General features: G+C 71.7%; 18 protein-coding genes and 1 rRNA gene. 13 read left to right on the top strand and 6 right to left on the bottom strand.

The genetic code is table 11. The features are described from left to right. A 5S ribosomal RNA gene (rrf, locus tag AB0J33_RS27805) occupies positions 1-85 on the top strand; the annotation flags it as partial. Positions 86-405: 320 nt separating this feature from the next. Here rrf and AB0J33_RS27800 read toward each other — a convergent pair. Beyond that, positions 406-1,092 (bottom strand): hypothetical protein, encoded by a 687-nt coding sequence (locus tag AB0J33_RS27800; RefSeq protein WP_363617479.1) that lies wholly within the window; start codon positions 1,090-1,092, stop codon positions 406-408. 69 nt (positions 1,093-1,161) lie between these two features. On the opposite strand from AB0J33_RS27800, the gene AB0J33_RS27795 reads away from it, so the two are divergent. From AB0J33_RS27795 to AB0J33_RS27785, 3 genes are read left to right on the top strand one after another with little or no spacing between them, the layout of a single operon-like run. After that, on the top strand, positions 1,162-3,780 hold the full coding sequence (locus AB0J33_RS27795) for a valine--tRNA ligase (protein WP_363617477.1): 2,619 nt from the start codon (positions 1,162-1,164) through the stop codon (positions 3,778-3,780). Further along, the gene (locus tag AB0J33_RS27790) at positions 3,777-5,111 is read left to right on the top strand and encodes a folylpolyglutamate synthase/dihydrofolate synthase family protein (protein WP_363617475.1); all 1,335 of its coding nucleotides are present in this window, start codon (positions 3,777-3,779) and stop codon (positions 5,109-5,111) included. Before AB0J33_RS27795 ends, AB0J33_RS27790 begins: the two co-directional genes overlap by 4 nt. Beyond that, positions 5,108-5,542: a DUF4233 domain-containing protein gene (locus AB0J33_RS27785; RefSeq protein WP_363617473.1), complete on the top strand. Its 435-nt coding sequence runs from the start codon at positions 5,108-5,110 to the stop codon at positions 5,540-5,542. Before AB0J33_RS27790 ends, AB0J33_RS27785 begins: the two co-directional genes overlap by 4 nt. A 33-nt stretch (positions 5,543-5,575) precedes the next feature. Here the strand turns inward: AB0J33_RS27785 and AB0J33_RS27780 are convergent, their stop codons facing one another. Further along, positions 5,576-7,060, bottom strand: coding sequence for a VOC family protein (locus AB0J33_RS27780; RefSeq protein ID WP_363617471.1), 1,485 nt, complete (start codon positions 7,058-7,060; stop codon positions 5,576-5,578). Positions 7,061-7,202: 142 nt separating this feature from the next. On the opposite strand from AB0J33_RS27780, the gene ndk reads away from it, so the two are divergent. Next, positions 7,203-7,628, top strand: a complete 426-nt coding sequence (gene ndk / locus AB0J33_RS27775) for a nucleoside-diphosphate kinase (protein ID WP_363617469.1) — start codon at positions 7,203-7,205, stop codon at positions 7,626-7,628. 33 nt (positions 7,629-7,661) lie between these two features. On the opposite strand, the gene sigJ is transcribed toward ndk, so the two are convergent. From sigJ to AB0J33_RS27760, 3 genes are all read right to left on the bottom strand, one after another. Next, positions 7,662-8,540 carry an RNA polymerase sigma factor SigJ gene (gene sigJ, locus AB0J33_RS27770; RefSeq protein ID WP_363617466.1) on the bottom strand — a complete coding sequence of 293 codons (879 nt, stop codon included), beginning with the start codon at positions 8,538-8,540 and terminating at the stop codon, positions 7,662-7,664. Beyond that, positions 8,537-8,977, bottom strand: coding sequence for a carboxymuconolactone decarboxylase family protein (locus AB0J33_RS27765; RefSeq protein WP_363617464.1), 441 nt, complete (start codon positions 8,975-8,977; stop codon positions 8,537-8,539). The genes sigJ and AB0J33_RS27765 overlap by 4 nt, the downstream gene beginning before the upstream one ends. A gap of 85 nt (positions 8,978-9,062) precedes the next feature. Then, a complete protein-coding gene (locus AB0J33_RS27760) occupies positions 9,063-10,250 on the bottom strand; it encodes an acyltransferase (protein WP_363617462.1) in 1,188 nt (395 codons plus the stop codon). A 384-nt stretch (positions 10,251-10,634) separates the two neighbouring features. Here AB0J33_RS27760 and ileS point away from each other — a divergent pair, with 384 nt between their 5' ends. Further along, complete coding sequence (ileS, locus tag AB0J33_RS27755; protein ID WP_363617460.1) at positions 10,635-13,814, top strand: isoleucine--tRNA ligase; 3,180 nt, start codon at positions 10,635-10,637, stop codon at positions 13,812-13,814. 105 nt (positions 13,815-13,919) lie between these two features. Then, positions 13,920-14,609 (top strand): lysophospholipid acyltransferase family protein, encoded by a 690-nt coding sequence (locus AB0J33_RS27750; protein WP_363617458.1) that lies wholly within the window; start codon positions 13,920-13,922, stop codon positions 14,607-14,609. A 157-nt stretch (positions 14,610-14,766) separates the two neighbouring features. On the opposite strand, the gene AB0J33_RS27745 is transcribed toward AB0J33_RS27750, so the two are convergent. Then, positions 14,767-15,954, bottom strand: coding sequence for a hypothetical protein (locus AB0J33_RS27745; protein WP_363617456.1), 1,188 nt, complete (start codon positions 15,952-15,954; stop codon positions 14,767-14,769). Between the two features lie 107 nt (positions 15,955-16,061). Between AB0J33_RS27745 and AB0J33_RS27740 the strand changes: the two genes are divergently transcribed. From AB0J33_RS27740 to AB0J33_RS27715, 6 genes are all read left to right on the top strand, one after another. Further along, a complete protein-coding gene (locus AB0J33_RS27740; protein WP_363617454.1) occupies positions 16,062-18,056 on the top strand; it encodes a TIGR03960 family B12-binding radical SAM protein in 1,995 nt (664 codons plus the stop codon). Between the two features lie 272 nt (positions 18,057-18,328). After that, positions 18,329-18,769: a hypothetical protein gene (locus AB0J33_RS27735; protein ID WP_363617452.1), complete on the top strand. Its 441-nt coding sequence runs from the start codon at positions 18,329-18,331 to the stop codon at positions 18,767-18,769. A 10-nt stretch (positions 18,770-18,779) separates the two neighbouring features. Further along, a complete protein-coding gene (locus AB0J33_RS27730) occupies positions 18,780-20,267 on the top strand; it encodes a hypothetical protein (protein WP_363617450.1) in 1,488 nt (495 codons plus the stop codon). Between the two features lie 10 nt (positions 20,268-20,277). Beyond that, positions 20,278-21,708, top strand: coding sequence for a type VII secretion-associated serine protease mycosin (mycP, locus tag AB0J33_RS27725; RefSeq protein WP_363617448.1), 1,431 nt, complete (start codon positions 20,278-20,280; stop codon positions 21,706-21,708). 157 nt (positions 21,709-21,865) lie between these two features. After that, positions 21,866-22,678 (top strand): TIGR03936 family radical SAM-associated protein, encoded by an 813-nt coding sequence (locus AB0J33_RS27720; RefSeq protein WP_363617446.1) that lies wholly within the window; start codon positions 21,866-21,868, stop codon positions 22,676-22,678. 131 nt (positions 22,679-22,809) lie between these two features. Then, positions 22,810-25,908 (top strand): Rne/Rng family ribonuclease, encoded by a 3,099-nt coding sequence (locus tag AB0J33_RS27715; RefSeq protein ID WP_363617444.1) that lies wholly within the window; start codon positions 22,810-22,812, stop codon positions 25,906-25,908. The last annotated feature ends 55 nt before the right edge of the window (positions 25,909-25,963 follow it).

The raw sequence follows: 25,963 nt of genomic DNA, 5'->3' as shown, positions 1-25,963 counted from the left end.
TTACATTCCGAACCCGGAAGCTAAGCCCTCCAGCGCCGATGGTACTGCACTCGTGAGGGTGTGGGAGAGTAGGACACCGCCGGACAATCTTCCAGATAAGGCCACCCCTGACGGGGTGGCCTTATCTGCGTTGCCGCGGCATTTGGGCCTACCGGGTCTGCCTACGGGGTCTCGGGCGGTGATCGACTCGGGTTCGTTGAAGTCGGGGTGTCATGGGTGGGCGACACCCCGTTATCCCGGGACCCCGAGTCGATCAACGAAATCACGTTCCTTGGTACGCGGGCCGCGCGGCTGCGGCCTTGTCGGGCCGATGGTCCGCCCGGGGCGGTGGTCTGGGCGGGGCGGTGGTCCGCCTGGGGGCGGTGATCTGGGCGGGGCGGTGGGCTGGGCGGCCCGGTGGGTGGGTCAGCCTCGGGTCTGCATGCCGTCGCGGAGGTTGCGCAGCAGGCCGCCGGCGTCGCCGACCGACCGACCCGGGAACATGGCCATGACCACGCTGCCGTGGTCGGCCCAGCCGCAGACCGCGAAGTCGCCGCCCTCGCCACTGGTGCTGCCACACTTCAACACGCCGCCCAGGTCACCCGCGGGCGCCTCGCGCAGTCCGTTCACCGCGCCGGTCTCGTCGGACATCAGGCGGAAGAGGCTGTCCAGGTCCCGTTCCGGCTGCCAGAGCAGGGTGGTACCGCCGAAGATGAGGACCGAACGCTTGTCGTCGGCCGGGTCGCGGTAGACCGTGCCGAAGCTGCGGTCCAGTTCGATGTTGGCGGCCAGACCGCTGCGTAGGTAGTCGGCCGTGCTCTTCGCCCGCTCACTGTCGTCCCGGGTCAGACCGGCCACCTGATCGGGTGAGGTCAGTTGGGTGTCCTTCTGCTGCGCCACCCGCCAACCGGCGACACCGAGCACCCCGGCACCGGCCAGGCCGACCACCAGCGCGGCCATCCACGCGATCTTGCGGCGGCGGGACCAGCCGCCGGAGCGCTCGTCGGGGTCGCCGCCGGAGTCCCGGGTGCTCAGCTGGATCGGCTCTTCGGTCAGCTCGACCGGCTCGCGACCGCCGTCGAGCGACCGCTCGGTGAGATGTGCGTCGGACATAGCCGACACCGTACGCGAACGGCAGGTGGCGCACGTCAGGTCTGCGGAAGCCCTCCGTAGACTTGTCCGGTGACCGAGAGACTGGATGCCCGACGCCCCGACGCCCCGACCCTTGCCGGCCAGTACCAGCCCGGCGAGGTAGAGCAGCGACGGTACGAGCAGTGGGTAGCTGGCGGGCACTTCCGGGCCTCCGCCGACAGCGACAAGCCCCCCTTCACCATCGTCATCCCGCCGCCCAACGTCACCGGCTCCCTGCACATGGGCCACGCGTTCGAGCACACCCTGATGGATGCGCTGACCCGGCGTAAGCGGATGCAGGGCTTCGAGGCGCTGTGGCTGCCCGGCATGGACCACGCCGGCATCGCCACCCAGAACCTGGTCGAGCGTCAGCTCGCCACCGAGGGTCTGTCCCGCCACGATCTCGGCCGGGAGAAGTTCGTCGAACGGGTCTGGCAGTGGAAGGCCGAGTCCGGCGGTGCCATCCTCGGCCAGATGCGCCGCCTCGGCGACTCCGTCGACTGGGACCGGGAGCGCTTCACCATGGACGCGGGGCTGAGCCGCGCCGTCCAGACCATCTTCAAGAAGCTCTTCGACGACGGCCTCATCTACCGGGCCAACCGGATCATCAACTGGTGCCCACGCTGCCTCACCGCGCTCTCCGACATCGAGGTCGAGCACACCGACGACGACGGTGAGCTGGTGTCGATCCGCTACAGCGACGAGGTCGTGGTGGCCACCACCCGGGCCGAGACGATGCTCGGCGACACCGCGGTGGCGGTGCACCCGGACGACGAGCGCTACCAGCACCTGATCGGCACCGAGGTCGAGCTGCCGTTGACCGGCCGCCGGATCCCGATCGTCGCCGACGCGCACGTCGACCCGTCCTTCGGCACCGGCATGGTCAAGGTGACGCCGGCCCACGACCCGAACGACTTCGAGATCGGCCAGCGGCACGACCTGCCCGCGCTGACCGTGATGGACGAGCGCGGCGTGATCACCGTGCCCGGCCCGTTCGAGGGGTTGGACCGGTTCGAGGCGCGGCCCGCGATCGTGGCCGCGCTGCGGGAGCAGGGCCGGATCGTCGCCGAGAAGCGCCCGTACGTGCACGCGGTCGGGCACTGCTCGCGGTGCAAGACCACCGTCGAGCCGCGTTTGTCGTTGCAGTGGTTCGTCAACACCGCCCCGCTGGCCCAGGCCGCCGGGGACGCCGTGCGTGACGGTCGGGTCCGCATCGAGCCGGCCGAGTTGGCCAAGCGCTACTTCGCCTGGGTCGACAACATGCACGACTGGTGCATCTCCCGCCAGCTGTGGTGGGGGCACCGCATTCCGGTCTGGTACGGCCCGGCCGGCGAGATCGTGTGCGTCGGCCCCGACGAGACGCCCCCGACCGGCGAGGGTTGGCACCAGGACGAGGACGTCCTGGACACCTGGTTCTCCAGCGGCCTGTGGCCGTTCTCCACCCTCGGCTGGCCCGAGCAGACCCCGGACCTGGCGAAGTTCTACCCGACCAGCGTGCTGGTCACCGGGTACGACATCCTGTTCTTCTGGGTCGCCCGGATGATGATGTTCGGCCTCTACGCGATGGACGGCCGGCCGCCCTTCGACGTGGTCGCGCTGCACGGCATGGTGCGCGACCAGTTCGGCAAGAAGATGTCGAAGTCGTTCGGCAACGTGGTCGACCCGCTGGACTGGATCGACCGGTACGGCGCCGACGCCACCCGGTTCACCCTGGCCCGGGGCGCGAACCCCGGTCAGGACGTGCCGGTCAGCGAGGAGTGGTGCCAGGGCTCGCGCAACTTCTGCAACAAGCTCTGGAACGCCACCCGCTTCGCGTTGATGAACGGGGCGCACACCACGGGTGACCTGCCACCCGCCGAGCGGCTCTCCACCGTCGACCGGTGGATCCTGTCCCGGCTGGCGCACGTCACCGCCGAGGTCGACGAGCAGTTCGAGGCGTACGAGTTCGCCAAGGTGTGTGACCTGCTGTACCACTTCGCCTGGGACGACGTCTGCGACTGGTATGTCGAGCTGAGCAAGCCGGTGCTCGCCGAGGGCGGTGAGCGGGCGGAGGCCAGCCGTCGGGTGCTCGGCCACGTGCTCGATCAGCTGCTGCGGCTGCTGCACCCGGTCATCCCGTTCGTCACCGAGGAGCTGTGGCTCGCGCTGACCGGTGGCGAGACGGTGCAGGCCGCCGCCTGGCCGGTGGCCGACCGGTCGCTTGTCGACGACGCCGCGGAGGCCGAGCTGGTCGGGGTGCAGCGGGTGGTCACCGAGATCCGCCGGTTCCGTTCCGACCAGGGGCTGCGTCCGACGCAGCGGGTGGCCGCCCGCCTGGAAGGACTGGCCGGCGCGGGCATCGCGGCCCACGAGCCGCTGATCCGTTCGCTGGTCCGGTTGGATCCGGCCGGTGCCGACTTCCAGGCCAGCGCCACGCTGGCCATGCCCGGCGCGGTCGGCGTCGCGTTGGACACCCGGGGGTCGATCGACGTGGCCGCCGAGCGGGCCCGGCTGACGAAGGACCGCGCGGCTGCCGAGAAGGAGGTCGCGCAGGCTCGGGCGAAGCTCGACAACCCGGCCTTCATCGGCAAGGCCCCCGAGCCGGTGGTCGCGAAGATCCGCGACCGGCTCACCACCGCCGAGGCCGACCTGGTCCGGATCGACGCTGCTCTGGAGACACTGCCCTCGTGACCGACCGTACCGATTTCGCCGCCGTCGAGGCCGAGCTGAACGCCCGCGGGTTCACCCGCATGGTCTTCGAGCTGGACCGGATCGAGTCGCTGCTCGACCTGCTCGGTAGTCCGCAGCGGGCGTACCCGTCGATCCACCTGACCGGCACCAACGGCAAGACCTCCACCGCGCGGATGATCGACTCGCTGCTGCGGGCGTTCGGCCTGCACACCGGGCGGTACACCAGCCCGCACCTGGAGACCGTCCGGGAGCGGATCAGCCTGGACGGGGAGCCGGTCAGCGAGGAGCGGTTCACGGCGGTGTACCAGGAGATCAAACCGCTGGCCGAGCTGGTCGACGCGCGGTCGGACGAGCCGTTGACGTACTTCGACATGACCACCGCGCTGGCGTTCGCCACGTTCGCCGACGCGCCGGTCGACATCGCGGTGGTCGAGGTCGGCCTGGGCGGTGCCGAGGACGCCACAAACGTCATCCAGGCCGGGGTCTGTGTGATCACCCCGATCGGTTTGGACCACACCGAGTGGCTCGGCGACACGCTCCAGGACATCGCCCTGGCCAAGGCCGGCATCATCCACCCGGGCGCCACCGTGATCGCGGCGGCGCAGGAGGAGGAGGCCGCGCGACCGCTGCTCGAACGTTGCGCCGAGGTCGGGGCCACCATCGCCCGGGAGGGCGCCGAGTTCGGTGTGCTGCGGCGGGCGGTCGCGGTCGGCGGTCAGGTGCTCAGCCTGCAGGGCCTGGGTGGCGTGTACGACGACGTGTTCATTCCGCTGCACGGCGCCCACCAGGCGCAGAACGCGGCGGTGGCGCTCGCCGCCGTGGAGGCGTTCCTGGGTGCCGGGGCGCGACGTCAGCTCGACATCGAGGCGGTCCGGGAGGGCTTCGCCTCGGCCAGTTCCCCGGGCCGGCTGGAGCGGGTCCGCAACGCCCCGACCGTCCTGCTCGACGGTGCGCACAATCCGCACGGCATGAAGGCCACCGTCACCGCGCTCCAGGAGGAGTTCGCGTTCAGCAAGCTGGTCGCGGTGATCGGCGTACTCGCCGACAAGGACGCGGAGAGTCTGTTGGAGCTGTTGGAACCGGTGGTCAGTCACGTGGTGGTGACCCGCAACAGCTCGCCACGGGCGATGCCGACGGAGGAACTCGCCGCGCTGGCCGCCGAGATATTCGGCGAGGAGCGGGTGGATTCGGCCGAGGAGATGCCGGACGCCATCGAGCTGGCGGTGGCGCTGGCGGAGGAGGACGTCCCGGGTGAGCTCAGCGGGGTCGGCGTGCTGGTCACGGGTTCAGTGGTGACGGTCGCCGACGCGCGCAGGCTGTTGAAGCGATGACCAGCCCGGAGCGGGACCCGCACACCACCGAGGACCCGACCGGTCAGCCGGTCGAGCAGCCGGTGGGGGAGGAGCCCACGGCCGGGCAGCCGCCGCGCTCCGGGTTGCGCAACCCGGAGCGGGCGGTACGCGGCCTCGGCGCTGGCACGCTCAGCCTGGAGGCGCTGGTCCTGCTGCTGGCGATCCAGCCGATCCGGGTGGTCGGTGGTGACCTCGGCGGCGCCGCGATCGGTGCGGTGGTGGCGCTGGCGGTGGCCGCCGTCGTCCTCGCCGGCATGATGCGCCGCCCCTGGGCCTGGCACGCCGGCACCGTGCTCCAGGGCCTGCTGTTGCTGGGCGGTCTGCTGCACTGGTCACTGCTCGGGCTGGGCATCATCTTCGCGCTGGTCTGGGCGTACGCGTTGCACGTGCGCCGCGTCATCCTCGGCTGACGCCGGCCCGATCGCCGGCACCAGCCGGCCGGGTCAGGCGTCGGCGCGTTCGCGCCACTGGGTGAGCGCGACGCCGTGGCCGTCCGGGTCGCGGAAGGCCGCCGCCCACACCTCCAGCTTGGTGCCCCGGTTGACCACCCGGGGCGCGTAGGTGAAGCGGACGCCCGACTCGCGCAACCCCTCGTACGCCGCCTCGATGTCGTTCACCTCGAGGTTGACGTGGACCAGTCGGCGGCTGATCGGCGCCGCCCCGGTCACCTCACGCAACACGAGCCGGGTCGTCCCGGAGGCGAGGACGGCGTTGTGGGCGCCCTGGTCGACCTCGGTGAAGCCGAGCACGTCGCGGTAGAAGCCGAGCGACCGGGACAGGTCGGTGACCAGCAGGGTGAGGCCCACCCCGCTGATCGGCCCGGCCGGATCCGCGGCCGAGCCGCCGTCGAAGCCGAAGATCGCCTCGTCCAGCTCCTCGTCGGTCACGGTCTCGCGTGCCGCCCCGGCCGGGGAGGGGTCGTCCAGCGGAAGGTCGAGTGGGTCCAGCGGGTCGGCCGCGCCGGGGCCGGAGCGCTGCGCGGGCGGTGGGTCGAAGCGCTGCGCGCTGGGCGCGTCGACCGGTGGGTCGAAGCGCTGCGCGCTGGGCGTCTCGACCGGGTCCGCGGCGGGCCGGGCGGCCGTCGCTGCCTCCTCCGGCAGGTCGGGCCGGTCCGCCTCGGGCTCGTCGAAACGCTCCTCGGCGGGCGGACGCGGCGCCGGGGTGGCCCGCCGGGGCAGCCCACCGGCCAACGGCTCGACGACGACACCCTCCAACACCACCGGGCCACCCGGGCTCTGGTGCATCACCACGGGCTCACGCTCCTCGGGCAGCACGCCCGGGTCGTCACGCCGGAGGTCGGTGCGCACCGGATCGGGGCGCAGCGGGTCACCGAGCGGGTCCCGGAACGGATCACCGACCGGATCCCGGAAGTCGTCGCGGAAGTCGTCGTCCGGCGCGCGGTCGGCCCACGGCGGCGCGTCCTGCTGGATCAACAGCTCGTCCACCGCGTCCGCCTCGGCGAACTCCGGCGGCAGGTCGGCGACGGCCGCGGCGGTCTCGGCGTGCGTCGGCACCTCGTCCCAGAGGACCTTGACGTGCCGCTGGTCGTCCAACGCGACGCGGATCGGCAGCGTCTGGCCCAGTGACGGCCACTTGGAGACCGGCACCCGCGGCTCGATGATCTTCTTGGATCGCGGTGGCAGACCAGGAGCGTCGATCACCAGTTGCAGCTCGCAGCGGCCGAACGCGTACTGGGTGGGTGGTTCGGAGGCGCTGTGCACGTGCCCGACACCGACGACCCAGGTGCGGCCACCGCCGCGCACGGTCGCCAGCGCGATCGCCAGCACCAGCAGGGCGACCCCGAGAGCCACGATGGCCCAACTGGTCATGCCCAGCCCGAACAGGACGACGAAGGTGGCCACGGTGCCGAGCACCGTGCCGATCAACTTGCGTACCGGCGCGATGGGTCGGTTCCCGCCATTCGCCACAGTGGACCTCCCGGGGGTCAGGGCCAGGCTAGGCCGGATCGGCCACCGGGGGAAAGACCGGCCGCCGCGCCGGCGCCGGGACCGGGTCGCTAGGCTGACCGTACCGATCCCGAGCGTTCAGCGCGTACAGGAGGAACCCAGCGTGTCCAGCAACAGCCCGGATGAGCGCAGCCTCGTTCTGATCAAGCCCGACGCGGTCCGCCGCGGCCTGGTCGGCGAGGTCCTCTCCCGCTTCGAGCGCAAGGGGCTGCGGATCGACGCGATGGTGCACCGGACGATGGACGCCGCGCTCGCCGACGCGCACTACGCCGAGCACGTCGACAAGGCGTTCTACCCGCCGTTGAAGGACTTCATGACCGGCGGCCCGCTGGTCGCCATGGTGCTCTCCGGCGACCAGGTCATCGACGTGGTCCGCGGGCTGGTCGGTGCCACCGACGGGCGCAGGGCCGCTGCCGGCACCATCCGGGGTGACCTGTCGCTGTCCAACCGGGAGAACCTGGTGCACGCCTCCGACTCGACGGACAGCGCCAAGCGCGAGATCGCGCTCTGGTTCCCCGAGCTGGGCTGACACACCCCGGCCGTCGACCGACGACGCCCGAACTCAGCCGATCGCCGGCACCTTCGCCGGATTGCCGACCACGTAGATCCCGGTGATCCGGCCGTCGGCCGCGGCGATGGTCAGCGTGTAGCGACTGCCGTTCGCACGGGTGATAAGCACCGCGGGTTCCCCGTTGAGTTCGATCGGATCCATGCGCACCTGGTGACGCGGGCCGTAGACCCCGGCGTAGAACCGGGCGATCCGGTCCGCGCCGGTGACGGGGTTGAGGGCGGCCCGCACCCGACCGCCGCCGTCGTTCCAGGCGGTGGCGTCGGCGGCGACCAGGTCGGTGAGCGTCGCCAGGTCACCGTCGCGGGCGGCGGCGAGGAACGCGTTCAGCAGCCGCTCCCGCTCCGGCCGGCTCGCGGTGAACCGACGCTGCTCCTGCCGTACCCGCTCGGTCGCCCGGTGGTACAACTGCCGACAGTCGGCGGCGGACCGGTCCAGGATCTCGGCGATCTCCGCGTACGGCAGGTCGAAGGCCGTGTGCAGGACGTACACCGCCCGCTCCGGCGGGGTGAGCCGCTCCAGCACGTGCAGGAGCGCGGTGGACAGCGAGTCGCGTAGCTCCGCGCGGTCCAACGGGCCGAACGGCGAGGGCGCGGTCGGCACCGGCTCGGGCAGCCACGTCCCGACGTACGTCTCGCGGGCGGCCTGCCGGGCACGCAGCCAGTCCAGGGCCAACCGGGTGACCACCCGGGACAGGTACCGGCGCGGCTCGTCGACCCGGGTGCGGTCCACACCCAGCCACCGCAGGTACGCCTCCTGAAGCACGTCCTCCGCGTCGTGCCGGCTGCCGAGCAGGCGGTACGCGAGCCCGAGCAGCATCGGCCGGTGCGCTTCGAGCGCACCGGCCGCCTCTGCTGCCGCCCTGGTGGTCACGCCTGGGCCGGAGGCTCCAGCCGCATCGTCACCCCGATCCGATTCCACACGTTGATTGTGGCAATCGCGATGACGAGGTCGGCCAGTTCCTTCTCCGACCAGACCTTCGCGGCGTCATCCCACACCTCGTCCGGCACCCCGTGCTCACCGAGCCGGGTGACCGCGTCGGTGAGGGCCAGCGCGGCCCGCTCCCGCTCGTCGAAGAAGGGCGCCTCACGCCAGGTGGCGACCGCGAACAGCCGCCGGCTCGACTCGCCGTCGGCGAGCGCGTCCCGGCTGTGCATGTCCACGCAGTACGCACATCCGTTGATCATCGACGCCCGCAGCTTCACCAGTTCCAGCACGGTGTGGTCGACGTTCGTCTGGACGTACTTCTCCAATCCCATGACGGCCTTGTACGCCTGCGGTGCGACCTCGGTCGGGTTCATCCGTTGCACGACTACCTCCTGATCGGTCCGACGTCCACACGACGGTTCGGCGGGGGTCGGCCGTGACAACGGTGGTTGTGATCCCGCTCATGCCTCAGGGGCGGCGGTCGCCCTCGGCGGCCAGGGCCGGTTCCGGATCTCCGGGCGTCCGGTGCTCGGGGTTCGGCAGGCCGGGCACGGTGCGCTGAACGGGTGCGGCCGGCTGGTTGGGGGCCACCACCACCGTGGGCGGCACCCCCTTGCGGCTCTTGGAGAGGTGTCGCCCCGCCCTGATCATCGGCTGCTCGACCCAGCGGTACAGCAGGTCGGCGCAGAGCAGCGCCACCACGGTCGCGGCGACGAACAACCGGGTCCCGCGCGGTTCGTACGACGGCACCAGCCCGACGACCACCGCCACGGCGAGTTCCTGCACCAGGTAGAGCGAGTAGGAGCGCTCACCCACGAACACCAGGGGTCGCCAGGAGAGGAACTTCGTCGGCAGCCCGCGGCCCAGCATGGCGGGGAGCAGCAGCGCCACCGCCATTGAGTAGGCGGCGATCTTCGCCTCCAGGCGGGGGTGCTCGTCCGCCGACCAGTACGGCAACGACAGGTGCACGGCGACGAAGCCGACCGTCACGACGAGAGCCACCACGGGGCGGGTCAGGGGTTGGAACAGCGCGTACCCCCGGGGGTGGTGCAGGACGATCGCCAGGAGGCAGCCCACCAGGATCGACACGTAGTGGATCGGCCAGTAGGGCCACTCGGGCGTGAACGGCACGATCGCCGCCAGCGCGGCGACGGCCAGCAGCGTCGCCGTGAGCCGGCGGCGGAAGGTGGCGGCGGCCAGCACGAAGGCGAAGAGTGGCCAGGCCAGGTAGAACTTCCACTCGATGGCGATCGTCCACGAGTGCAGGAAGGCCAGGGTGGGGGCGAACTCGTTGGCCATGAGCAGGTAGTGCGGCATCGACTCGCGGACCGTCGCCCCCCTGCCGTTGAGGTGCGCGAGCGCGTACGTCGCGGCGAGCACGACGAAGTAGACCGGCAGGATCCGGAAGATGCGCCGGATGTAGAAGGACCGCAGCGAGACCCGTCCCCGCCCCTCCTCCTCGCGCAGCAGCAACGTGGTGATGAGGAAGCCGGACAACACGAAGAACAGTTGCACGCCCGCCCAGCCGGAGGTCCAGGCCCAGCCGGGCCCGCCGAAGTGGAAGGCCACGACGATCACCGCCGCGAACGCGCGGAGCCCGTCGAGAGCGGGAAAACGACGCATTGCGCGGTATTCGGCGTAACTGATCTCGGTCACCCGGCGAATTCTGGTCAGCGCCGGAAGATCCAGTCAAGCGGCGCGCGCGGGAGTGACCGTTCGTACACCCGGTGCGGTCGGCGGACGGGTGCCCTCGCCTGGGGCATTACTCGGGGGCGGAGCGCGGGTCGCGTCGAGTATCGTTGAGCACGTAAGGCGATGACCCGGCCATCACCGGTGAGCCTCCGGAAGAACAGCCGGGCAACCGGCCCAGTAGAACCGGACGGGTGCGGCCCGTCACAGCCGGCAAATGAGCGGGCGGTCGATCCTGACCGCCAAGCGGGGTGGTACCGCGGGCCACCCGGGAACGCCGTCGCAGGCGTACCCGGAAGGTTCGTCCTCGCAGACCCACTGTTGAGTGAGCTGCGAGGAGAGCGACCCCCGATGGCCTATCCGTTGCACGACCCGACCGCCGCCGGTGTGCCGGCGAGCCCGGACCTGCCCGCGGTCGAGCGCCGGGTGCTGGAGCACTGGACGGCCGACAAGACCTTCGAGGCGTCGGTCGAGGCCCGCCCCGCTGGCACCGACGGCAAGAACGAGTACGTCTTCTACGACGGCCCGCCGTTCGCCAACGGCCTGCCGCACTACGGTCACCTCTTCACCGGCTACGTCAAGGACGTGGTGCCGCGCTACCAGACCATGCGCGGCCGGCACGTCGAGCGCCGCTTCGGCTGGGACTGCCACGGCCTGCCCGCCGAGGTGGTGGCCGAGAAGCAGCTCGGCATCACCAGCAAGGCGGAGATCATCGACCTGGGCGTGGCCCGGTTCAACGAGGCCTGCCGCACCTCGGTGCTGGAGTTCACCCAGGACTGGGAGCGGTACATCAACCGGCAGGCCCGCTGGGTCGACTTCACCAACGACTACAAGACCCTCGACCTGGACTACATGGAAAGCGTCATGTGGGCCTTCAAGACCCTGCACGACAAGGGTCTGATCTACGAGGGCTTCCGGGTGCTGGCGTACTGCTGGCGCTGCGAGACGCCGCTGTCGAACACCGAGACCCGGATGGACGACGTCTACCGGGACCGGCACGACCCCACCCTGTCGGTGTGGTTCGAGCTGACCGCCGACGCGTCCGCGCCGGAGCTGGTCCGTGGGCCGGTCAGGCTGGGCGTCTGGACCACCACGCCGTGGACCCTGCCGTCGAACCTGGCGCTCGCCGTCGGCCCGGACATCGAGTACGCGGTGCTGGAGCGCGAGGGTCAGCGGTACGTGGTGGGGGCGGCGCGGTTGGCCGCGTACGCCAAGGAACTGGAGGGGTACGAGCAGGTCGGCACGGTGTACGGCCGGGACCTGGTCGGGCGCCGCTACACGCCGCTGTTCGACTTCCTCGTCGAGCAGGCCGGGGAGAACGCCTACCAGGTGCTCGGCGCGGAGTTCGTCACCACCGAGGACGGCACCGGGATCGTGCACCTGGCCCCGGCGTTCGGTGAGGACGACCAGAACGTCTGCAACGCCGCCGGGATCCCCACCATCGTCACGGTGGACGACCACACCCGGTTCACCGCCCTGGTCCCGCCGTACCAGGGTGAGCAGGTCTTCGACGTCAACAAGCCGGTGATCCGGGAGCTGAAGGACCGGGGGGTGGTGCTCAAGCAGGACACCTACACCCACTCGTACCCGCACTGCTGGCGCTGTGACACCCCGCTGGTCTACAAGGCCGTGTCGTCGTGGTTCGTCGCGGTGACCCAGTTCCGGGACCGGATGGTCGAGCTCAACCAGGAGATCAACTGGACGCCCGGCCACATCAAGGACGGTTCGTTCGGCAAGTGGCTGGCCAACGCCCGGGACTGGTCGATCAGCCGGAACCGGTTCTGGGGCTCGCCGATCCCGGTGTGGAAGTCCGACGACCCGAACTACCCCCGGATGGACGTCTACGGGTCGCTGGCCGAGATCGAGCGGGACTTCGGGGAGCTTGCGACCCGGAACGGCGTGCTCAGCGGTGGACGGCTGACGGATCTACACCGGCCGGTGGTGGACGAGCTGGTCCGCCCCAACCCGGACGACCCGACCGGTCAGTCGATGATGCGCCGGGTGCCGGAGGTGCTGGACTGCTGGTTCGAGTCCGGGTCGATGCCGTTCGCCCAGGTGCACTACCCGTTCGAGAACGCGGACTGGTTCGAGCACCACTACCCGGGTGACTTCATCGTCGAGTACATCGGGCAGACCCGCGGCTGGTTCTACACGATGCACGTGCTGGCCACCGCGCTGTTCGACCGGCCGGCGTTCCGCAACTGCCTGAGCCACGGCATCCTGCTCGGCTCGGACGGCCGCAAGATGTCCAAGAGCCTGCGCAACTACCCGGACGTCTACCACGTCTTCGACGCGTACGGCTCGGACGCGATGCGGTGGATGCTGATGTCCTCGCCGGTGCTGCGCGGCGGCGACATGGCGGTCACCGAGGCCGGCATCCGCGACGCCGTTCGGCAGGTGCTGCTGCCGCTGTGGAACGTGTGGTATTTCTTCACGCTCTACGCCAACGCCGACGGGTACCAGGCCCGGCGGCGTACCGACTCCACGCACCTGCTCGACCGGTACGTGCTGGCGAAGACGAACGAGCTGGTGACGACGGTCGGCACGCAGATGGACGCGTACGACATCTCGGGTGCCTGCGCGACCGTCCGGTCCTACCTGGACGCGTTGACCAACTGGTACGTGCGTCGGTCCCGGGACCGGTTCTGGTCGGGTGACACCGACGCCTTCGACACCCTGTCGACGGTGCTGGAGACGCTGTGCCGGGTGGTGGCGCCGCTCGCGCCGCTGACCGCGGAGGAGATCTGGCGTGGTCTGACCGGGGAGCGTTCGGTGCACCTGACCGACTGGCCGGAGGCGAGCGAGTTCCCGGCCGACCACGACCTGGTCGCCGCGATGGACAACGTACGGGCGGTCGCCTCGGCGGCGTTGTCGCTGCGCAAGGCCAAGGGGCTCCGGGTCCGGCTGCCGTTGTCCCGGCTGACCGTGGCCTCGCCGGCGGCGGAGCAGCTGCGACCGTTCGCCGACCTGGTCGCCGACGAGGTCAACGTGAAGGCGGTGGAGTTCAGCGCCGAACTGTCCGCGTACTGCGAGCAGGTGTTGACCGTGGTGCCCCGGGCGCTCGGTCCACGCGTCGGCAAGCAGGTGCAACAGGTGATCAAGGCGGTGAAGGCCGGCGAGTGGGAGCTGGTCGACGGCGCCCCGGTGGCCGCCGGCGTCACCCTCGCGGAGGGGGAGTACGAGCTGCGCCTGGTCGCCGCCGACGCCGAGCACTCCGCGCCGCTGCCCGGTGGCGAGGGCGTGGTGGTGCTCGACACCGACGTCACCCCGGAGTTGGCCGCCGAGGGGCTGGCCCGCGACGTGGTGCGGGTGGTGCAGCAGGCCCGCCGGGACGCCGACCTGGACGTCTCGGACCGGATCGTGGTGTCGGTGTCGGCGTCCGACGAGGTTCGCGCGGCGGTGGCCGGGTACGTCGACTTCGTCTCCGCCGAGGTGCTGGCCGACTCGGTGGACTTCGCCGAGGGGCTCGACGGCTTCGCCGGTGAGGTCGGCGAGGGTGAGCGGGTCACGGTGGTCGTCCGCCGGGTATAACGAACCATCGCCAGGGTGCGGGCGCCTCACCACCTCCGTCTGGGAGGTGTGGAGGCGTCCGCTACCGTGACACCGCCTGTTCGCACCTGATCTGCCGGAGGACCAGTGCCCCTGCTCTACACCATCGGCAAGCTCACCGTGGCGCCCACGCTGCGGTTGGCGTTCCGCCCGACCGTGGAGGGGCTGGAACACGTGCCGGAGATCGGCGGTGCGATCTTCGCCGGCAACCACCTCTCGGTGGCCGACGAGCTGTTCCTCGGCACGGTCGTGCCCCGGCACCTGGCGTTCTGGGCCAAGTCGGAGTACTTCAAGGGCACCGGTGTGAAGGGTGCCATCTCCAAGTTCGTCCTCACCGGCCTGGGCGCGATCCCGGTCGAACGGGCCGGCGGCCGGGCGGCGCTGTCCGCGTTCGACGCGGCGATCCCGGCGCTCAAGGGCGGTGACCTGGTGGTGGTCTACCCGGAGGGCACCCGTTCGCCGGACGGCAAGCTCTACCGGGGGCGGACCGGCGCGGCCCGGCTGGCGATCTCGGCCGGGGTGCCGATCATTCCGGTCGGCATGATCGGCACGGACAAGGCGCAGCCGATCGGCGCCCGGGTGCCACGGCCGGGCACCGCCAAGATCACGGTTCGGTTCGGCAAGCCGTTGGACTTCACCGGTCGGCCGGACGACCGCGCTTCGCTGCGGCAGATGACCGACGAGGTGATGAGTGAGATCCAGAAGCTCACCGGCCAGGAGTACGTGCCCCGCTACGCCCCGCCGCGCGCCCACCCGGACCCGACCCGCGACGCCTGATCTCGGCCCCGGCCTCGGGGCATGAGGTGCCGAAGGCGGTATACCTGTGAGTCATATTTATGACCCTGAGGTATACCGCCTTCCGCGTATGCCGTCCGGCGCGGTGTGACGCTGCGTCGCCGACGTCACCACGCGGGTCGATCGTCAGCGGCGTGACTCAGCCCCGCTCGGGCTGGACGATCTGGGCACGCAGGGTGGCCAGCAGGTTGGCGCTGTCGGCGACGGAGAGCCGGGTGAAGACGCCGGTGGCGATGCTGCCGTGGTCGACCGACGTGCAGACCACCACGTCGCTGCCGTCGGCGCTACCGACCGCGCATCGTTCGTGTCGTCCCCGGACACCGGTGTCCACGCTCTCCGGGGCACCCAGCCCGTACCGCTTGGTGAGCCGGCTGAGCTCGGCGTCCGCGTCCGACTCCGGACTCCACCGGAAGCCGGTGCCGCCGAAGACCGTGACCCGCTTACCGCCGGACGTCGAGTAGACACCGGCGAACGTGTCCTCGGCCAGCAGGTGCTCCTTGCGTACCTCGTTCTCCAGCTGCCGCGCGGTCTCGGCGCTGCGGTCGTCCTGCCGCAGGCTGAGGTCCTCCACCTGGACGGGCAGTGCCGCGCGAGCCGGGTACTGGGCCGAGATGGGGAACCCGTAGTAGGCGGGGCAGCCACAGCAGCAGGCCAGCGTGAGCAGCAGCAGCCACGGCCAGCGGCGGCGTCGGCGGACCGGCACCGGCACGTACCCCTTGGGGGCCTGCCAGCCCGGCGGCGGCGTCGGCGCCGCGGGCCGCCGGGCCCGGCGCTGCTTCGGCACCTTCACCGGCGCGGGCGGCGACATCGGCCGGGCCGGCGCGCGGGGGCCGGTGACCTGCGGTGGGATCGGCGCGGCCGGCTGCGGCACCGGGTGCGGCCCGACCGGAGCAGCGGGCGGCCCGGACCACTGCCGGGTGTGCGGCGGCGTCGGGTACTGCATCGTCGGCGGCAGCGGGGGTAGCTCGGCGGAGGGCAGGTCCCAGCCGCCGGTGTCCACGCCGGCCCACGGGTCCACCGGCGTCTGGTGCTCCGGCGGTCCGGCCGCGACGGCCGGGGGAGGGGTCGGCTCGGCCGACTCACCCCAGACGGGCCGGCGTGGCAGCGGCGGCGGCACCGCCGCCGAGCCGCTCCACCTGGGCGCCGGCACCTCCGCGGTGGCGGCCGGTTCCGGTTGGTCCGTGGGTTCCGGCTGGTCCGAGGGTTCCGGCTGGTCCGGGGGTACGGGTGGGGAGGTCGGCTCGTCGGCGACCGCCGGGTCCCGCTCCGGCTCCGGGCCCGGGGTGCTCCCGTCGGCCGGCCGTGCTCCCGGCTGGGGCTCCGGCATCGCGGCAATCTCCTCTCGCGCCGGTCCGAGGTTAATACCGCGCCGCCACCACCGCCGATCGGGCGTGCGCGCGATGGCCGCCGGGCGAGCGCGTACCCTTGGGCATCATGAGTGCCCCGTCCACGACGCCGCGCGCGGCCGCGACCAACTCCATCTGGTCCCAGCTCGAGCCGCTGCTGCCCCAGGTCTCCAAGCCCATCCAGTACGTCGGGGGCGAACTGGGCGCTGTCACCAAGGACTGGGACGCGGCGACCGTGCGTTGGGCGCTGATGTATCCCGACGCGTACGAGGTCGGCCTGCCCAACCAGGGCGTGCAGATCCTCTACGAGGTGCTCAACGAGCTGCCCGACACCCTCGCCGAGCGGACGTACGCGGTCTGGCCGGACCTGGAGACGCTGATGCGCACGCACGGCGTGCCGCAGTTCACCGTCGACGCGCACCGTTCGGTACGCGGCTTCGACGTGTTCGGCATCTCGTTCTCCACCGAGCTGGGCTACACCAACATGCTCACCGCGATCGACCTGGCCGGCATCCCGATGCTGGCCGCCGACCGCACCGACGCCGACCCGGTGATCGTGGCCGGCGGGCACGCGGCGTTCAACCCGGAGCCGATCGCCGACTTCATCGACGCCGCAGTCCTCGGTGACGGCGAGGAGGCGGTCCTGGAGATCACCGCGATCGTCCGGGAGTGGAAGGCCGAGGGCTCGCCGGGCGGCCGTGACGAGCTGCTGCTGCGGCTGGCCCGCACCGAGAGCGTGTACGTGCCGCGCTTCTACGACGTCGACTACCTGCCCGACGGCCGGATCCAGCGGGTCGTGCCGAACCGCGCGGACGTGCCGTTCCGGGTGCACAAGCGCACGACGATGGACCTGGACGCCTGGCCGTACCCGAAGAAGCCCCTCGTGCCGCTGGCCGAGACGGTGCACGAGCGGTACGCGGTGGAGATCTTCCGGGGCTGCACCCGGGGCTGCCGGTTCTGCCAGGCCGGCATGATCACCCGACCGGTGCGGGAGCGGTCGATCACCACGGTCGGGCAGATGGTCCGCGAGGGGCTGGAGTTCTCCGGCTTCTCCGAGGTGGGCCTGCTGTCGCTCTCCTCGGCGGACCACTCCGAGATCGGCGACATGTGCTCGGGCCTCGCCCAGCAGTACGAGGGCACGAACGTCTCGCTGTCGCTGCCGTCGACCCGGGTGGACGCCTTCAACATCGACCTCGCGCAGGAGCTGTCCCGCAACGGGCGGCGTACCGGCCTGACCTTCGCCCCGGAGGGCGGGTCCGAGCGCATCCGCAAGGTCATCAACAAGATGGTGTCGAAGGAAGACCTGATCCGTACGGTCGTCACCGCGTACACCAACGGCTGGCGGCAGGTGAAGCTCTACTTCATGTGTGGCCTGCCCACCGAGACCGACGAGGACGTCCTCGAGATCGCCGAGATGGCCCACGAGGTGATCCGGGCCGGTCGGGCCGCCACCGGCTCCAAGGACATCCGCTGCACGGTCTCCATCGGCGGGTTCGTGCCGAAGCCGCACACCCCGTTCCAGTGGGCCGCGATGGACCGCCCGGAGGTCATCGACCACCGGCTCAGGATCCTCAAGCAGGCCATCAACGCGGACCGCTCGCTGGGCCGGGCCATCGGCTACCGCTACCACGACGGCGAGCCGTCGCTCATCGAAGGGCTGCTCTCCAGGGGTGACCGCCGGGTCGGGTCGGTGATCCGCAAGGTCTGGGAGAACGGCGGCCGGTTCGACGGGTGGAGCGAGCACTTCTCGTACCAGCGCTGGGTGGACGCCGCGGCCGAGACGCTGCCCGCGTTCGGGGTGGACCTCGACTGGTTCACCACCCGTCAGCGCGACGAGCTGGAGGTCCTGCCCTGGGACCACCTCGACTCGGGCCTCGACAAGGACTGGCTCTGGCAGGACTGGCAGGACTCGGTCAGCGGGTTCGAGCAGGACGACTGCCGGTGGACGCCCTGCTTCGACTGCGGCGTCTGCCCGTCGATGGACACCGAGATCCAGATCGGGCCCACCGGCAAGAAGCTGCTGCCGCTCACCCCGCTGGGTGGCAACGGCATGAAGGTCCCGTCGGGCCACTCGCACGCCTGACCGGGCTGCCGCCGAGCAGCGCCGGTGGGTGGCGCCCCGCCACCCTCCACATCCGACATGTCGCCCAACGGGTCCGCGTCTCGCGGGCCCGTTGGCGCCGTTCGGGCCCGCGCCTTTCGGTCGCGGTCACACCGCCCCGTTAACATCGACTGTGGTCTGTGCGCGCTGATGGCGCTCGGGGCTGCCGGTGGGGCTGCCCCGACTAGGCAGGACTCGATACGCTGCGTCTGACATGGACCGACCCGGCGGGTCGGGAACGGGGGAGGAAGCACATGGGCAGCATCCCGCCGCCGAGCATCGGCGATCTGCACGTCAGCGTCGAGGACCTGGACGCCGCCGCCACGTACGTCGAGCGGCTCCGGCAGTACATCGACGACACACTCAAGTACGAGATGGAGCGCATCAAGGAGCGGATGAAGGGCGACAGCAACAACGCCCAGACCGTCCCGAACGGCACTCCCTTCGGCGCGTTCGAGGACGCCCGCATGCAGTGGCGGGCCCTGGAGACGTCCACGGCGAACATGGAAGCGCACCTCACGACGCTCGCCCAGAAGCTCGCCGCCCTCAAGGAGGGCACCGAGGAGATCGCCAAGGCGTTCCGCGACACCGAGGCGCGCAACGGCGCCAACGGCAAGGAGATCGAGCGACTACTGGAGTCGGCGGCGCCGCCGCCCACTGCCAGCGGCGCGCCCACCTACCCGTACACGGCCTGAGGGGGACGTCATGGCTGGAGGAACCTGGGAGCGGTGCGTCCGCGAGGTGACGCTCTCCGCCGACCCGGAGACGGTCGGATCCGTCGGAGCGGGCTGGAGCAACCTCTCCAGCGGCCTGCAACAGCTGCGGGACGCGCTCGTCGGTCGATCGTTCGTCGGCCCGATCGCGACCGGCCAGGAACGCCCGCACGTCGGCGGCCTGCCCGGGATGCTCGCCGGTTGGAAGGGCAGCGGGGGCGACGCCTACCGTGAGCACCTGGGCAAGATCGGCACGCAGATCGAGGAGTTGATCACCGACGCGACGAACGTCAGTGGCGCGTTGACGCGGATCGAGGGCGACATCCGCAAGTCGGTCTCCACCATCCCGATCCCGCTGATGGACGACTTCGGGTTCAACGAGTGGAGCCTGCCCAACGGCACCGAGCTCGACGACGCCCGCGACGGCGAGAGCTCCTCGGGCTTCCTCGCCGCCCTGCGTCAGGACTACCAGAACAACCCCGCCTCGTACGCCGACGGCGCGTTCCGCGACAAGGCCGACGACCTGGAAGCGACCATGAAGGTCGACGGTCAGGCCGGCGACCAGAAGCGGGGCGGATGGTGGGACACCAAGTCCCACCTGGACAACTGGTACCGGGACAATCAGCAGGCCGCGAACACGGCGATGGCGCCGTTGCCCCAGGCGGTCTACACCGAGCGTCCCAAGCTCACGGTGAACAGCCCGGATTCCGACCCCAACAGGGGCGACCTCGAGCGTGACCCCCGGATCCCGCCGACGGGGCGGCCCGACGTCGGTGGTGGCGACTTCGGCGGGAAGCCCGACATCGGCGGTGGCGGCCCCACGATCGGCAGTAGGCCACCGGGCATCGGCGACACGGGTGGCCCGACCTCCACCGTCGATCCGTTCTCCCCGAACAAGCCCGGTGGGATCGGCGATGACTCGCCCTCCGGCGGCACCGGTCAGTTGACGCCTCCGGGCACCGGCTCCGGTTACCCGGGTTACCCCGACGGCGACGACGGCTACAGCAGCGGTCTGGCCGGCGCGAGCCCGAGTGGCGTCGGCGGCCTGGGCGGTGGCCTCGGTGGCGGCGGGGTCGGCAGTGCCGGGCTCGGCGGCGCCGGCGGTGGTTTCGGTGGTGGGGCCGGCGTCGGCTCGGCCGGTGGGATCGGCGCCGGCGGTGGCCTGGGTGCGGGCGGCGGGATCGGCGTGGGCGGCATCCCCGGCATGGTGGGTGGCGGCAACGGAAAGGTGCCGCCGCTGACGAGCGCGGCGAACGCGCTGCGTACCGCCGCCGGTGCGGGCGGCGCCGGGATGGCGGGCGGCGCGCGTGGCGCGGCGGGCGTCGGCGGCGCCGGGGTCATGGGCGGCGGCATGATGGGCGGCGCGGGCGGTGCCGGACACGGCGGTGGCGGCTCCGGCTCGGAGCACTCGTCGTGGTTGACTGAGGATGACGATCCGTGGGGTCCTGGTGACGGTGCGTCCCCGGGTGTCCTTCGATGAGGATGGACGGATGAGGGTGAACGGTGGAGCGCTCCGGCGGGTGACCGCCTGCCTGCTGGCGGGGCTCCTGGTGGTGGGGGCCGCCCAGCCGGCGGCCGCCGCGCCCCGGCGGGACGAGCAGTGGTATCTCGACGAGCTCCGGATCGAGCAGGTGCACGACATCTCGACCGGGCGGGGCGTGGTCGTGGCCGTGCTCGACACCGGGGTCGAGGCCAGCCATCCGGACCTGCGGGGCCAGGTGCTGGCCGGTGGCCGCAGTTATGGCGCCTCCGGGGACGGCCGAACCGACGAGGACGGCCACGGCACGCACATGGCCGGCATCATCGCGGCGAAAGCCAGCCAGGACGGCGTGGACGGCATCGCGCCCGGGGCGAAGATCATGCCGATCAAGTTGCGCGCGGGCAGCGGCCCCAACACTGACGGGGCGATTGCCCGCGGCATCCGGATGGCTGTCGACGGCGGCGCCAAGGTGATCAACATTTCCCAGGGTGTTCCGGGTTCCGCCAGCCCCGCCGACGCGAGCGCGATCAGGTACGCGCTGGACCGCAACGTCGTCGTGGTCGCCTCCGCCGGCAACACGGCCGATGGCGACGCCGCCGTCATCAACCCGGCCAACACTCCCGGCGTGATCGCGGTGACCGGGACGACCAGGGGTGGCGCGTTCTGGTCCGGCTCGGTCCAGGGGCCGGAGGCGGTGGTCGCCGCTCCGGGCGACCGGATCTACAACGTCGCGAACGAGGGGGGCTACGGCTGGGGCGACGGGACCTCCGATGCCGCGGCGATCGTCTCCGGTCTGGCCGCGCTGATCCGGGCGAAGTATCCGAACCTCGACGCCGCCAACGTCATCAACCGGATCATCCGGACCGCGCGGGACGCCGGCCCGTCCGGCCGAGACCCGCAGTACGGCTTCGGCGTGATCGACCTGATGAAGGCGCTGACCGCCAACGTGCCGCCGGTCACCGCCAATCCGCTGCTCGAACCGGCGGCGGCGACCGACCCGGGTCCGGTCCGCACCGGGGGAGCGGACGAGGAGTTCGACGTCACCCAGCACGGCGATCGCGGTGGTCCCACCGACCAGCAGGTGATGGTGGTGGGCATCGGCATCGCCGTGGTGCTGGTGCTGCTGCTGGGGCTGGTGGTGTTCCTCATCTGGAACCGCCGTCGGTACCGGCGGGAGGCGGCCCGGGCCGCCCAGATCCCGGACGAGGTGCTCGACCGGGCGGCCCCCGGCGGGTATCCGTCGCCGGACGCGGACTACGCCCCGCCAGCCGGCTATCCGCCCCCACCCGGTTACGGCCAGCCCTCCGGGTACGCCCCGCCTCCCGGTCACGGCCAGCCCTCCGGGTACGCCCCGCCGCCTGGTTACGGCCCACCGGGCGGGCCGCCTCCCGGTTACGCACCGCCGGGCGGGTCGCCGCCCGTCCCGCCGAGGGAGCGGTAACCGGTCTCGATCGTGGTGGCCGGCTGGTGACCTTCGCGGCACCGGCCGGCCACCGGTCTTTCTGGCGGGCGGTCCCGATCCGCACGACCGGTTTCTACCCGTCTGCCGGGGCCAATCGACCGCCCCGGCTGCGTACCGTCACGAGCCCTGCGCCAGGATGGGCGGACACGCAGGTACACCCGAGGAGCCCACGATCGCCAAGAAGCCTCAACCCGAGGGCGGCCAGGCACCGGTCGTCCAGCGCGTCCGCATCCGGTACGCCAAGCGCGGGCCGCTGCGATTCACCTCGCACCGGGACTTCGCCCGGGCGTTCGAGCGCGCGCTACGTCGGGCCGCCGTGCCGATCGCCTTCTCCCAGGGTTTCCACCCGCACCCGAAGATCTCCTACGCCAGCGCCGCGCCAACCGGGGTGGCGAGCGAGGCGGAGTACCTGGAGATCGCCCTCCAGGCGGCGGTCGACCCGGAGCAGTTGCGGGTCGCGTTGGACGCCGCGCTCTCGCCGGGGCTGGACGTCCTGGACGCGGTGGTCGCCGAGGGCGGCAGCCTGCCGGACCGGATCGAGGCGTCGCACTGGCACATCGAGCTGCCCGAGGTCGACACGGCGGTGTTGCGGGCCGCGGTGGACGCTTTCGTCGCGGCCGAGGAGGTGCTGGTGGAGCGGATGACCAAGCAGGGCCGACGCACCTTCGACGCCCGCGCCGCCGTGATATCGATCGATGTCCAGGTACCGACGCCGACGCCTTCCGGGGCGCCGGCCGTACCGTGTGCGATACTCGAACTGGTCGTGCGGCAGGTCACCCCGTCCGTACGGCCCGATGACGTCCTTTCCGGCCTCCGCGTGGTGGCCGACCTGGAGCCGCCGGTTTCGCCGAGGGTGACCCGGCTGGCTCAGGGCACGTTGACCGCGCAGGGTGCGATCGTGGATCCGTTGGATGCGGATCGCGACGGGGCAGCCATCGTTGGGCACTGACCGACGGTCCGTGCTCTGGCAGGCAGACTTCGGCGGTCGCGCACCACGCGCGCCCGGCGGAAACACTTTTGCGGCGACCCTGCGTGGCAGCGCTCACCCGCGCCCGGGGTAGCCAGAACTGGAGAACGTCCATGCTCGAGAACGAGCCCGAGGGCGGCGAACGGACCGGTTCACAGCCGGCCAGTGACACCGCCGACCAGAGCAGCACGGCCGACGGCGCCGCCGTCGCGCCCCCCAGCACCGCGGTCGGTTCGGCCTCGGTGGAACCGACCGGGGCGGAGAGCGAGCCGGCCGGAGAGGCCGCCGAGCCGGCCGCGCCGGCGCGGCGCACCCGGGCGACCCGTCGTCGGGCCGCGCCGCTCAACCAGCCGGAGCAGACCGACGCGCCGGTCGAGGCGCCCACCGGTGCCGCCGGCAGCGCCGAGTCGCCGCAGGCGGAGGTCTTCGCACCGGTCTCCGGCGATCTGGACGTCGCCCCGAAGACCCCCCGGCGCCGCCGTAAGGCCACCGCCGTCGAGACGCCCGCCGAGGAGCCGCTCGTCGCCGCCGCCGCGGAGGCGGCCTCGGCCGAGGTGGTTCCGCCGGTCAAGGTGACCCGTACCCGGCGTAAGAAGGCCGTCCCGGCTGCCGTCGAGGAGCCGCCCGCCACCGAGCAACCGGCCGCCGCCGACGAGGTGCCCGCCGTCGAGGCACCGGTCGACAGCGAGGAGCCGGCGGAGTCCGACCTGCGCGAGGCCGAGGCCGAGTTGAACGACTCGGCGGCCCCCCCGAGCGCGCCCGCCGCCGAACTGGCCTGGAACAGCGGCGCGCGGGAGCGTTCCGGTGAGGTGTCGCCGGGTGCCGCTGTTCCCGGTGTGACCGATGAGCCGAACGAGCCGGCCGAGGTCGAGCCGGAGCAGCCGCGTACCCGTCGCCGGCGGGCCGCGCTCTCCGCGCCGACGGTGCTGTTCATGGCGCCTCAGCCGGACGCGGTGCCGGTGAGCCGACCGGTGGAGCCCGCGCCGGTGGCCGAGGAGCCGGTCGTCGAGGAGGCCGCCGAGCCGACTCGCCGCCGTCGGCGTGGTCGCCGCGAGGCGGAGCCGGTGGAGCCGATCGAGGCGATCGAGGCCGAGGAAGAACCGATCGAGGAGGCCGACGAGGCCACCGAGGCGGATGAGGACGACGAGGACAGCGCCGCCGCGCGCCGTCGCCGCCGGCGTGGTCGCCGGGGCCGGGGCCGGGGCAAGGGCGGAGCCGACGACGCCGAGGACGAGGAGTCCGAGGAGGCGGCGCAGGCCGATGAGGAAGAGACCGCCGAGGCGGAGGGTGACGAGGACGAGGAGTCCGAGGGTGGGGACGGCCTGACCCGTCGTCGCCGTCGTCGCCGTCGCCGCGGTGCCGGTGACACCGAGGGTGCGTCGGACGACGGCGTGCCGACCGTGGTGAAGATCCGCGAGCCGCGTCGGACCGTCGACGAGGTGCAGGGCGTGTCCGGTTCGACCCGGCTGGAGGCCAAGCGCCAGCGCCGTCGGGACGGTCGGGAGCAGCGGCGTACCCGACCGCCGATCCTCAGCGAGTCGGAGTTCCTGGCGCGCCGGGAGTCCGTCGACCGGGTGATGGCGGTGCGCCAGCGCGGTGACCGCACCCAGATCGCCGTCCTGGAGGACGGCGTGCTGGTGGAGCACTACGTCACCCGCAACTCCTCCGGCACGATGGCCGGCAACGTGTACCTGGGCAAGGTGCAGAACGTGCTGCCGAGCATGGAGGCGGCGTTCGTCGACGTCGGCCGGGGCCGCAACGCGGTGCTGTACGCCGGTGAGGTCAACTGGGACACCTCCGGGCTGGAGGGGCGGGCGCGCTCGATCGAGCAGGCGCTCCGCTCTGGCGACTCGGTGCTGGTCCAGGTCACCAAGGACCCGATCGGGCACAAGGGCGCCCGGCTGACCAGCCACATCGCGCTCTCCGGACGGCACCTGGTCTACGTGCCCAACGGCAACGCCTCCGGGATCAGCCGCAAGTTGCCGGACAACGAGCGCAAGCGGCTGCGGGACGTACTCAAGAAGCTGGTCCCGGACGGCGCGGGCGTGATCGTCCGGACGGCCGCCGAGGGTGCCACGGAGGACGAGCTGGCCCGCGACGTCAAGCGGCTCCAGGCCCAGTGGGAGGACATCCAGGCCAAGGCCGCCGAGGGTGGCGCTCCGGTGCTGCTCTACGGGGAGCCCGACCTGGTCATCCGGGTGGTCCGGGACCTGTTCAACGAGGATTTCCGCGAGTTGGTGATCGAGGGCGAGCAGTCGTACGACATGGTCGAGTCGTACCTGTCGCACGTCTCGCCGGATCTGGTCGACCGGGTGCGCCGGCACGTCGGCACCAGCGACGTCTTCGCCGAGTACCGGATCGACGAGCAGATCATCAAGGGCCTGGACCGCAAGGTCTTCCTGCCCTCCGGCGGTTCGCTCGTGATCGACCGCACCGAGGCGATGACGGTGGTGGACGTCAACACCGGCAAGTACACCGGCTCCGGGGGCAACCTGGAGGAGACCGTCACCCGCAACAACCTGGAGGCGGCGGAGGAGATCGTCCGCCAGCTGCGGTTGCGTGACATCGGCGGCATCGTGGTGATCGACTTCATCGACATGGTGTTGGAGTCGAACCGTGAGCTGGTGCTGCGTCGACTCACCGAGTGCCTGGGCCGGGACCGCACCAAGCACCAGGTCACCGAGATCACCTCGCTCGGTTTGGTGCAGATGACCCGTAAGCGGATCGGCGCGGGCCTGCTGGAGGCGTTCAGCGAGACCTGCGAGTGCTGCAAGGGTCGGGGCGTCATCATCCACACCGAGCCGGTGCCGGAGAAGCCGCGGCCCGCGGGTGCGGGGGAGAAGGTCAAGGCCGTCGCCTCGTCGGTGGCCGCCGCTCCGGCCGCCGAGCAGGGCAGCACGTCGTCCCGTCGCCGGGCGCGGAAGAACGCCCCGGCCGAGCGGACCGTGGTCGAGGTGGTCGACACCGACTCCGCCGCCGAGCCGGACGCCGACTACCAGGACACCATGGGCTATGACCTGTCCCGCTACGAGTCGGACACCGCCGCCGCACCGGCGATCTCCGACGCTCAGCAGGGTGAGTCGGCCCGGCTGGCCGCGGCGGACGACCCGGACGCGCTCGCCGACGGTGAGGGCGACGAGGAGAGCGCCGAGGGTGGCGGCGGTCGTCGCCGATCCCGCCGTGGTGGCGCCCGTCGGCGGACCCGCCCCTGAACGCCTGACCGGCCAAGTGTTTGACGAGGTCCCTTCCCCGGCAATGTGACGGGGA

Source organism: Micromonospora sp. NPDC049645 (assembly GCF_040675155.1).
Lineage (GTDB): Bacteria > Actinomycetota > Actinomycetes > Mycobacteriales > Micromonosporaceae > Micromonospora.
This window is presented reverse-complemented; position numbering and strand designations above follow the sequence as displayed.